This window comes from Arthrobacter flavus (genome assembly GCF_039526005.1).
Classification (GTDB): Bacteria; Actinomycetota; Actinomycetes; order Actinomycetales; family Micrococcaceae; genus Arthrobacter_D; species Arthrobacter_D flavus.
In genome coordinates this window covers 1-10,273 of record NZ_BAAAIJ010000012.1, presented here as the reverse complement: position 1 = coordinate 10,273, position 10,273 = coordinate 1, and the positions used below count along the sequence as shown (strand labels likewise).

Sequence of the window (10,273 nt, the reverse complement as noted above, 5' to 3'; positions counted from 1 at the left end):
AGGCTTTAGGCATGATGAACATCCTTCCACCCGCGAGGTTAATCCTCACAGGTCAGGAGTCAACCAAACCTTCAGCAGTCCCGTTTTGCTCACATTCAGATTGTGCTGCGATGATCGCGGCGCACCTATGGGGTAGGAATCAGCATGGAACTCAAAAATAGGAAACTCGTCCGAACTGTTGTCTCAGTGTCGATCATCAGTTCTTTGTCCTTCAGCGGCATCTCAGCCGCTGTAGCGTCGCCGTCACAATCTCACTCAACAACTTCTGTGTCCGCTTCTGTGGTGCAGACCGCTCCAGCAGCATCGTCCCTCCGGGCGAGCTCGACTGCTGCCGGATCACTAACCTCTCCCATCCGGCCAGGGGCTCCTACGGTGGGAGGTCAAGCTTCCCCCCAAGCCGTGCCAATCGCGGTCCGCCTGGCCGTCAAGGCCGGCATGGCGGTCCTGAAGAAGACCAACGTCAGATGGTACAACGCCATCCGAGCCCAGCTCGGAAAGGGCCGAACCGCCTTCGTGAACTGGTGGAACAACAGCGTGCCAGCCAGCGTGAAGAACACTCTTTACGCCGTGACTGGAGGACTATCCGGTAACGCACTATACGACGCGCTCCTGTGGGTATTCGGCTTCTAGGGACCTATACGATCAATTAGCGCTTCAGCCCAAAAGTCGAAGCGCTAAACGCTCCGCCGAGGTAAGCCGTTCACGGTTGGAAGATATTGCCTTTGGCCACCTCGTGACCTCCGAGCAATATTCTTCTCGTGCTCAACAAGTAATCAGATTGTGCTGCGATGATCGCGGCGCACCTATGGGGTAGGAATCAGCATGGAACTCAAAAATAGGAAACTCGTCCGAACTGTTGTCTCAGTGTCGATCATCAGTTCTTTGTCCTTCAGCGGCATCTCAGCCGCTGTAGCGTCGCCGTCACAATCTCACTCAACAACTTCTGTGTCCGCTTCTGTGGTGCAGACCGCTCCAGCAGCATCGTCCCTCCGGGCGAGCTCGACTGCTGCCGGATCACTAACCTCTCCCATCCGGCCAGGGGCTCCTACGGTGGGAGGTCAAGCTTCCCCCCAAGCCGTGCCAATCGCGGTCCGCCTGGCCGTCAAGGCCGGCATGGCGGTCCTGAAGAAGACCAACGTCAGATGGTACAACGCCATCCGAGCCCAGCTCGGAAAGGGCCGAACCGCCTTCGTGAACTGGTGGAACAACAGCGTGCCTAAACCCATCAAAACCATCGTCCTCGGAGCTACAGGCGGCGTCGGCATCAATGCCCTGTACGACGCACTCCTGTGGGTATTCGGCTTCTAGGCTGACTAGCGGCGTGCGGAGCTAGCTAGATTAATAGCCAGCTCCGCACGCCGTTGCAACCTACCTGCGGTTTGCCCGGGAATGACGACCTGTATATAGATAACGGAAGAACTCCGCAAGCACTCCAAGTCCAATGAGAAGCAGTCCAATCAAAGCCCCAAAGTTCGACACCGGCTCCAGCGCCTCCCACCCGGACTCCTTAGCTGCTCGAAGACCGAACCAGGCAAGAACCCCGAGAACCAAACCAGTGACGATGAAGGCGAACCTCAACCGCGGCTTAGCATCCGACATAAGATCCTTTGCGTACTCTTCCGGCTCCCCAAACTCCCGGATAAGTCCGTCGTCATCTAGAGGAAACTCTTTGAGCGTCAACGCCGCGTCGTGGACCACGCTATCGCTGGCGCCGCGAGAGCGCAGTGCTGCCGATAGTCGGCTTTCGTAATCAAACATCATCTCTCTTTCGCGTTCAATCGGTTCAAACTCTGAGTTATTTCTTGCCAAGCTTGTTTCGCGTGCGCCAACTCCTTCTCGCCCTCAGGCGTAAGACGAAGAACCTTCCGAGCAGGCCCTCCCGTGCCCGTATCCCAGGTATGAGCCACAAGCCCGTCGTCCTCTAACCGATGAAGAATCGGGTACAGAACGCCACCCTTAATATGGCCAAACCCATTTTCCTTCAGACGTATTAGAAGCTCATACCCATGAATCTGCTCCCTCGCCATCACAGCCAAAGCGGCATAAGCCAAGGAACTTCTGACGAAGTCACTGCGCCACTGTCGGATACACATAGGTAGAATCTAAATCATAGTAGATAGAATATCAACCTATGCCGAGATCAAAGATGCCAACCAAGTTCGACGGTGGATTTTCCTTCTTCCATGCGTTTGAGCAGACCGTCCAACTGGTGCCGGTGGGCGGCAGACAGTGAATGCGTAAAGGCGGCATAGAGGTTCCGGTTGGCCCGCGTTATGGCTTCGGCGCAGATGCGCTCGATGACGTCCAACGACGGCATTACGACGTGCCGACAGCGCAGTGCGTCAACCACGCCAGCCGGCACGATGCCCTCATCAGACTGCATAGCCAGTTCCGTGGTCGAATGCACAGCTTGTCGGTAGTGTGCCAGGTCGAAAGACTCCAGACCGAGGTAAGTGCGCAGCTCAAGTAGATGCTCGCGGCGTGTTTCTTCCCGTGTGGCATACGCCGGCCACAGGCCGTGTATCGGATGCGGTTGCTTGTCTCTCGGCAAATGCACCCTCTTCAACCCAGGCGACGAGGCCGCCGGCGAGGGCCCCGGTTCGCGATGGCTGCGAAAAGCCGACTCCGATGCCTCAACCCCCTAACAGAAACAGGCGTTTGCTTTATCCCAACGTCGCACTCGAGGTAGCCGTACGAGGGTACCAACCGGGCGGTAAACGCTGCACTGAACTCGAGGCGTTGCCATCTAGTATCTCGAAACCAATGTGTGTCGAAACCGATGGATTCAGAGAGCAAGGTTATGAGACATTTCGCGGAGTTCTGCGGCTGATCCCGAGATCTGCAACTCGCTTAATGGGCAGGAAACCTGGGACGCTTCAGCTGCGAAGAACAGGCTGCTGCAGCTCGGTCACCCAATCGGACTGATCTTTTGAGATCGCCCGGACATAGAGCTCCCGGCACGGCCCTGAATGAACAAGGCCTCGAGCGAAAATCTCAGAATGAATCGCCTGCCAACTCTCGGCGATGTGCTCCATGGAGCCGAGATGGACGCCGCAGACGGCAACTTCAGCAGCGGGCAGCTCCACGATCTCGAAGCCGTCGCGAGCAGGTCCGTTGTAGGCATAGCCGGTGGTGATCTGCAGGCCGGCTTCAATCGTCTCGTACTGCGCTATCGGCGTCGCCAAAGCCCCGCACTGATCGGAAATTATCTTGGCAATAGCGTCAAAGGCAGGACCCACGATACCGGCGACCGCTGGCTGGTCAGCGACGACCGCCCGGCGGGCGGCGAGGCGGACGGCGGGCAAGGACTTCTCGATGATTTCGATCTGGGACATGTGTTTCTCTTTCTCGATAAGTAGGAGCCGACGTTCCACGTCGACGAGTCGGCCAGCAGCGATCTGGTGTTCTTTCTCGACCTCTGCGCGGCGAATACGTAACAAAGCTGCTATTCGGCCCGCATCAACGCCTTGGTGAAGAATCGATGAGACATCTTCAAGACCGAACCCAAGTTGGCGCAGCGCGACGATTCGATGCAGACGCTCAAGTTGCGAGGGATCATAGGATCGGTAACCGCTGAACTCGTCCACATGAGCCGGCACGAGCAAACCTGCGGTATCCCAGTGCCGCAGCATCCGATGGGTTACTTGGCCGATCTGCGCGAAGGCTCCGATGGATAACATGTCTCAGTTCTCCCACCTTCCACAGTGTCAGAGTCAAGTATCGCCCTCGAATCCGCAGCAACCCGACCGTCTTGCAACCAATGGGATACGAGACTAGGAATGCTTCGGATCACCCGCGGGTGGGTCGTGAGATGCCTCGCTCACCAGGATTGCGAGACACCGGGCTAGGGAAGTAGTACCCTCGAGCTCGTCCGTAGGACGCCCGGTCATTGAGCTTAGTCTCGGGGCACCTAAACGGTTGCTGGCCGTTTGGCCTGCAACGCTTCGACGACGCGTTGAGGAAGACTTGAGCGTGATGTGGCCAGCACCCCAGCAGGTGGAAACGGAGCGGTTCTTGTTGGAACCGCTCTCAGTCGACCACGCTCCGGAGATGGTCACTGTGTTGGCTGATCCGTCGCTCTATGAGTTCATCGGTGGCGAGCCACCCACTCCCGAAGGGTTGGTGCGGCGCTACGTCGCCCAGTCGGTTGGGCAGTCGAACGACGGCTCGGAGTGGTGGCTTAATTGGGTCATCCGCCATAAAAGTTCCGGTGTCCTGGTCGGTTTCGTTCAGGCCACCGTTGGAGGCGAAACGGGGAAACTGGGCGCCGATATTGCGTGGGTCGTGGCACCTAAAGCGCAGGGAAATGGCGTTGCTACAGAAGCGACGCGAGCAATGATCCAATGGCTGCGGGAACGCGGCGTTGGATCATTCGGCGCCTTCGTGCATCCTCAGCATCAGGCCTCGATGGCGGTGGCAAAGAATCAGGGTCTTGCACCCACTAGCACGATCGAAGATGGCGAGATTCGATGGGAACTGAAAATCGGCGACGACCGGTAGTCGTTCTGCTCGCGGGCGGCATCGGCTTCGCCAAGGTCGAACGAGGACCTTGCACTGTCTCGTAACCAGAGTGCCTCGAATCCCATGAGATGTGAGACGAACTGCCCCGTCTGACACGCCACATAGCGGTGCAGAAAGACAGCCATTTTGCGTTGCGATCCACAACTCCCCCCGCGTTACTGCTTCTGGGGTGTCTTGCTACCCTGTCTTGCCAGTAGTGGTGGCATTTGGTGACGGAGGAGTCGGTTGCGAAACGGTTTTCGTCCCGTCAGCGTTATCGAGGACGTAAACGACCTCGGAGGGATCAGGCCATTCCTTGAGGAAATTATCGACGGACTCGGCGGTCTCCTGGTCTGATGGTTCTACCGCGAGATGATCTAACTGGCCGGCAGAAATTTGCAAGAGGACTTGATACGGCGCGCCCTCCGGTCCGCTGAATTGGGCCCGCACCGGAAATACCTGGTCATGGGGCACTGCGCGCGGCAGGTCGGCGGGGACTTTGAAGTACACGGTCGAGATGAATTCGTCAGCCCAGTAGACTTCCTGCGCGGCACCGAGCTGTTCACGGAGCTCGCGTGCTCCCGCTATGTCGCTGGCGTCCAGGAGGCACTGGATGAGGCCCCGGACGCGCGGGTCCAGTGACCTCACTTGCTCAGGTTCATCGTCCAGCATCGTCATGGACTGCCCTCTTCTGGCTGCAGCACGGTCACCGAGGAATCCAGAGAAAGTAAATGCTGCGGCACCTGCTGCCATCCAGCGGCGCGGGTGCCGTGTGCCGGCTCGCCGAAGTTTCTCCTCAAGGCGGGCATCGATCACGTCTCCGACATCAGCGAAGCGAAGGGCGGCCGCAGCCGCGGCGAGCCCAGCCAGTACCCGCAACGGTAGGTACTTGCCGCCGACCGTAACCCCGATGTACAGGCCCGTGAAGACAGCGGTTCCGACGTGGACAGCGCGGCGCTGCTGATCATCCAGCTTGGCTGCGTCGATGAGAGACAGGCCCCCCATGATGGCGGTCGATAGGATGCCGAAAACCGGTGACGCCGGATCGGATAGTAAATGCTGCTTCTCTTCAGTCATGAGTGGTCCTTTTCAGAGGGGTTGCTCTTTGTCTACCACGGAAGGACGGGACCGCTGATAAGTCAGGGGCCATCCGTGTGAGTCATAACGATAAGTGGCACTGTTCTTGTGGGGCTCTATGCCGGACTCGGCGCCTGTCCTCTTTCAAGGTCAGGACACCTCGTTTGCCCCCATACTGAGGTACCGGTACACGGTGGCACGGCTGGTTCCAATAATCTTCCCAATGTCTGCCGGCGCGAGTCCTTGAGCTTTCAGATCCTGGGCACGCTTCACCGTGGCATGGTCGATAGTGACTTCCCGGCGCCCAGCCTTCCGCCCCTGTTCTGCAGCCACCGCCATGCCAGCTCTGGTTCGCTCCGCCAGCTGGTCACGCTCGAGCTGAGCGAAAGCAGACATCACCGTCAGCATCGCCCTGCCCATGGGACCGGTGGTACTTATACCCTCCGTGACGCTGCGGAAATGCACACCCCGCTGTTCCAGATCATCGATCAGAGCCAGCAGGTTGCGGGTGTTGCGCCCCAACCGGTCCAGCTTCCACACCACGACCTCATCTCCCTCCCGCAAATGGTCGAGGAGCTTGTCCAGCTCAGGCCGGCTGGCCACCGTTCCACTGACCCCATGATCGGTGAAAATCCGGTCGCACCCAGCTGCGCCGAGGGCAGCACATTGCAGGTCAGCGTTCTGTTCCAGAGTGCTGACCCTGGTATATCCGATGCTTCCCATCCTGACGCTCTCCAAAACTCATCAAAGGTACTTTTCTTCCTTGCTGAGAATATATGCGGTGAGACACATTGATGAGACGACACGCGGCCGAAAAACCCCCGCAAATGATGGGCACCTCAAAACCGCCACCGAACCCTTCCGCTTGTCCGGTCAAAGGATCCTTTGCTGAGATGCCAGAAGGCGACATGTCCGAAGTCAGACAGTCCCTACACCGGCGACCATATACCGACCGCGGTGCGTTGACCGGTTGAAACCACATCCCTTCAGCCACCCCCGCTCAGCTAACCGAAAGGGTTTTCCGTCGTAGTCCAAGAGACCTAGCTTTCCAGTGGCCGACTGCTGCGCCTCCTGCCCACATGTGCACGGCAAAAGCTCCCCCACGCTCCGCTGCTTTTCCCGCACACACCTGGACAGCAGGAACCAAGAACCCGCCTGCACACACCCACCTGAGTCACCACCACGAAAAAGCTCACTCAAGCAAGCGGTGGACGTGCACAACCTCCTTCACGACGTGCCACCGACGACAAGACCTCAGGATCAAATTGGACCAATAGTGGCAATAGAAACAGACACCGCAGCGCCGGAGAAGCGGGCCCAGGCTCTTGGCGGGTCATCCACCTGTGGGCGGGTGGAGCCCGAAGGACAGAGCTCAAAGCCGTCCACCTGCGGATGAACCGCCACAACGATTCACGTTCGAAACCGCGAACGGGCATCGAAGGCATGCTGCTGTAACCGGGAACGCTCCGATTCGACCTGTCGCGTTGGGGTGTACCTCTACGCCGCACCTTTGTTCGGCCCTTGGCCAGAGGGGTGATCGACGAGGCGTCACCGCCAGTAGTGGCAGGATACAGATCATGGACGTAAGCCGGGCACCAACGGGAGAACGACAGCGCAACGCAATACTCGAGGCGATTCGTCAGGACGGCGATGTTCGGGAGAAGCACTTTCTCGAGGTGAAAAGTTCCTTTGACCTCAATTTGAAGGAGGATTGCGCTAAAGTCGCAAAGTTCATTCTGGGTGCAGCAAATCGGCCCGTTGATCTAGCGGCTCGTGCTTTTGGAGGTTACGCCGTGATGGTGCTCGGTGCCGAGAAGGGCCGAGTAGGCGGAGTTCCTGCTGGGCTAGAGATACTTGCTCTGGAGCAGAAGATCGGCCGTTACTTCGGTACAAGTGGCCCGCAGTGGGACCTTGAACGGCGTCCTGCCGATGGGCCAGGCACAGAGGCGCTTTTCATCCTGATTGAACCTCCCCGGCAGGGTGACCCAGTGTATGTATGTCGAAAAGATTTCACTGGAAGCAATGCATCCTCCACTCTTCGGGATGGTGACGTGTACGTCCGGGGTCAGGGAGAGACAAGAAAGGTTGACTCAGCGGATCTAGACCGTTTGTTCGCGCGAGCCCGCCAGCGAACGGTAACGGTGCCTGAGTTCGAGGTCAGCCTCGATAGTCCCGCGCATCTCATCCTTCCCTCCGATGGCGTCCGACAGCGAATCGTGGAGAATGCGATCGAGCAAGCGCGCGAGAAGTACGTAAAGGTGCAATCAGCCCCCTTCCCGAACGCAACCGTGGCCGCGCTAGCCATTTCCAATCCCATGTTTGGTGGTACTGAGTGGACCTCGGAGAGATTCGATAAGCGTGCCGAGGAGTGGGAAGACGAGCTCACCGACAACTGGTCAAGTATCTTGGACAAACTGGCTGGTGCAGTCCTGCCTGGGCCGAGGTTCAGCGTTCACAACACCCAGAGCCAATTTTTAGAAGCGGTCAGAGTCGACATTCTCCTTGAGAACGTACGCGGCGTCGACCACACCAACGTCGAGGATCTTGATAAAAACAAGCTGATCCCTCCCGTGGTTCGCTCCCGCAACCCTTATGGCATGGACCTCTTCGAGCCGATCGACTACTCAGGGCTGCGAGCCGCAAACAGTACCTATCCCCTTAGTTGGGAAAACGAATTGGATGGGCTGCGAGTAATCATTGAACTTCCTCACCTTCGGCCGAGCACGCCGTGGGTTAGCGAGGATGACGATTTAGTTCTGCTGGCCACTTCGGAGTCAGTTAGAGCCCACTGGCGCGTCACGGCTCTCGGTTATAACCACGCATTCGAGGCCGATCTTGCTGTTCAAGTTTCCGAACCTCACGACTTCCGCTCCCTAATGCGCATGACCACGAGCTAAGGTTACTGGCGCAAGAACGGAAAAGGCCGCTGAGGGGTCCTACCACCATCGTTTCTAACCTTTCTGAACGATGCGGTCTCGCGACACGCACACACCTACAGCGCATAGTCATGCAACATACATATAGTTCTCGTTATGAGTATCCGTGAAATGCGCGAACCTACCTTCCTGATCCTGACAGCCCTGGCGAGAGGTAAACACCACGGCTATTCCCTGCTGGCTGAGACGAAGAAGCTCTCTGGCGGCAGGGTGTCGTTGCAGCCAGGCAGCCTGTACACAACCCTCGACCGTCTAAAGGAAGAAGAATTAGTGCAGGACGCCGGCGACGAAATCGTCGACGGTCGACTCCGCCGCTACTACACCCTCACCGACACAGGGGCCAAGACACTAGAGCGTGAAATTAGTCGGCTGGAGTCCAACGCGGGCGCTGCACGGCTTAGCCTCCAGGCCCGGGCTGTAGGAGGAATGGCGTGAGCGCTACGACCGCGCTCGAGGGCAGGTACCGCCTCGCGCTACGCGCCTACCCTGCACGATGGCGGGCAACACGTGGTGAGGAACTGGTCGGGGTGATGATGGACGTCGCAGCCGAAAAAGGTAAGACCAAAGCATCAACCGCGGAGATCCTGCATCTGGCCTTACATGGGCTGACTGCTCGCGCGAATCAGGCCCTTTCGGTGGTGCCACGTCGCCGACGCGATCGACTCGCTGCTGTCGGCCTCATCGCTGGCACCGCGCTGGCATTGATGATGTTGGTCCTTGGGGAGTTCGGGCGCTGGTTCCGCTGGAACAGCTACACCTTTGCCGATCACCCCTTCGGACCAGTCACCACCCCTGCTGCCATTGTTTTCCTACTTGCCCTTGGCGCATTCCTTGCACAGGCGGTAGGCCGGGCCGGGGTGGCCAAATGCCTGCACGTAGTCACCATTCTGGCCAGCGTCGCCTTGGCTATCGTCCTAGAAACTTCGGCCCCCACCATCGGGGTGCCCCTCATCGTGTTTGTCTGTTTCACCGTGACGAGCCTTCTCGCCCTGGCAGGAAATCCCACACGGACGCCACGGCTCCGCCAGCTGGTCGTTGTAGGCTCACCGGCACTCGGCGTCATCATCACCCTCACCAGTTACCTCCAAGGCAGTGGATCACAGAAAACGTTCTGGCCACCCGATAACGTCGGCTTCATTGATGGATCCGTGCTCTCACGGTGGACTCTTGAGCTTGCGCTCATTGCGGCGCTGATCACCATCGCCGGCTCAAAGACCCGCCCATGGGCTTGCCTCATTCTGATCCCGCTGGCCTCTGCACCGCTGTCGACAATGTTCATGACGCTCGGCGGCCGAGGGGGCGGACACATCACCATCGAACCAGCCATAGTCATAGTCCTATGCTTCCTCGCAGCTCTCATTAGCGCGTGGGCAGCATGGAAACGACCCATCCTTCTCTTCCCCACCAAAGAGATCAGACCACACGCGAAGTAGATCGGCGCTACTCAGGGTCTCCAAAATCCGTCGTTTGGGAGCTGCTCCAGTAGGCTTCGGGTGTGAGTGAGGAAGAGCAGCTAACCGGCGGTAATACTTCGGACAGTGTTGTTCGCGTGGGAAACACGGTGCGAAAACCCTGTCAAAAAAGATCCGCAGCAATCCAGAGCTATCTACAGGCACTTCGCGAAGCTGGAGTAGATGCACCAGAACCGTTGGGACAGGACTCCGACCACCGACACATCGTCGAATACATCGACGGTGACCTCGCCCTGAACCAGCTGCCCCTCAGCATCGATGCCCTCACCCGCGTCGGTCGAATGGTCC

Annotated in this window: 11 protein-coding genes and 1 pseudogene; 6 read left to right on the top strand and 6 right to left on the bottom strand. The window is 58.3% G+C overall.

Annotated elements, in window-relative coordinates; translation table 11 throughout:
• Positions 1–399: 399 nt before the first annotated feature.
• Positions 400–630 carry a hypothetical protein gene (locus ABD059_RS04915; RefSeq protein ID WP_343878204.1) on the top strand — a complete coding sequence of 77 codons (231 nt, stop codon included), beginning with the start codon at positions 400–402 and terminating at the stop codon, positions 628–630.
• A 447-nt stretch (positions 631–1,077) separates the two neighbouring features.
• Entirely contained in the window at positions 1,078–1,308 is a 231-nt protein-coding gene (locus tag ABD059_RS04910; protein ID WP_343878203.1) for a hypothetical protein, read from the top strand.
• Between the two features lie 60 nt (positions 1,309–1,368).
• On the opposite strand, the gene ABD059_RS04905 is transcribed toward ABD059_RS04910, so the two are convergent.
• The 4 genes and pseudogenes from ABD059_RS04905 to ABD059_RS04895 all read right to left on the bottom strand — a co-directional run bounded on the left by ABD059_RS04905 (position 1,369) and on the right by ABD059_RS04895 (position 3,680).
• Positions 1,369–1,758 carry a hypothetical protein gene (locus ABD059_RS04905; protein WP_343878201.1) on the bottom strand — a complete coding sequence of 130 codons (390 nt, stop codon included), beginning with the start codon at positions 1,756–1,758 and terminating at the stop codon, positions 1,369–1,371.
• On the bottom strand, positions 1,758–2,027 hold the full coding sequence (locus ABD059_RS17715; protein WP_377959556.1) for a PadR family transcriptional regulator: 270 nt from the start codon (positions 2,025–2,027) through the stop codon (positions 1,758–1,760). The genes ABD059_RS04905 and ABD059_RS17715 overlap by 1 nt, the downstream gene beginning before the upstream one ends.
• Positions 2,028–2,164: 137 nt before the next feature.
• Positions 2,165–2,512: pseudogene (locus ABD059_RS04900) on the bottom strand (DUF4158 domain-containing protein); the annotation flags it as partial.
• Between the two features lie 364 nt (positions 2,513–2,876).
• Positions 2,877–3,680, bottom strand: coding sequence for a MerR family transcriptional regulator (locus ABD059_RS04895; RefSeq protein ID WP_343878199.1), 804 nt, complete (start codon positions 3,678–3,680; stop codon positions 2,877–2,879).
• 295 nt (positions 3,681–3,975) lie between these two features.
• Between ABD059_RS04895 and ABD059_RS04890 the strand changes: the two genes are divergently transcribed.
• Complete coding sequence (locus ABD059_RS04890; protein WP_343878205.1) at positions 3,976–4,500, top strand: GNAT family N-acetyltransferase; 525 nt, start codon at positions 3,976–3,978, stop codon at positions 4,498–4,500.
• Between the two features lie 198 nt (positions 4,501–4,698).
• Here the strand turns inward: ABD059_RS04890 and ABD059_RS04885 are convergent, their stop codons facing one another.
• Entirely contained in the window at positions 4,699–5,577 is an 879-nt protein-coding gene (locus ABD059_RS04885; protein WP_343878197.1) for a hypothetical protein, read from the bottom strand.
• A gap of 150 nt (positions 5,578–5,727) precedes the next feature.
• The gene (locus ABD059_RS04880; RefSeq protein WP_343878196.1) at positions 5,728–6,300 is read right to left on the bottom strand and encodes a recombinase family protein; all 573 of its coding nucleotides are present in this window, start codon (positions 6,298–6,300) and stop codon (positions 5,728–5,730) included.
• Positions 6,301–7,154: 854 nt separating this feature from the next.
• Here ABD059_RS04880 and ABD059_RS04875 point away from each other — a divergent pair.
• The 3 genes from ABD059_RS04875 to ABD059_RS04865 all read left to right on the top strand — a co-directional run bounded on the left by ABD059_RS04875 (position 7,155) and on the right by ABD059_RS04865 (position 9,946).
• Positions 7,155–8,474, top strand: coding sequence for a hypothetical protein (locus ABD059_RS04875; protein WP_343878195.1), 1,320 nt, complete (start codon positions 7,155–7,157; stop codon positions 8,472–8,474).
• Positions 8,475–8,609: 135 nt separating this feature from the next.
• Complete coding sequence (locus ABD059_RS04870) at positions 8,610–8,948, top strand: PadR family transcriptional regulator (protein ID WP_343878194.1); 339 nt, start codon at positions 8,610–8,612, stop codon at positions 8,946–8,948.
• Positions 8,945–9,946 (top strand): hypothetical protein, encoded by a 1,002-nt coding sequence (locus tag ABD059_RS04865; protein WP_343878193.1) that lies wholly within the window; start codon positions 8,945–8,947, stop codon positions 9,944–9,946. Before ABD059_RS04870 ends, ABD059_RS04865 begins: the two co-directional genes overlap by 4 nt.
• Positions 9,947–10,273 lie beyond the last annotated feature (327 nt).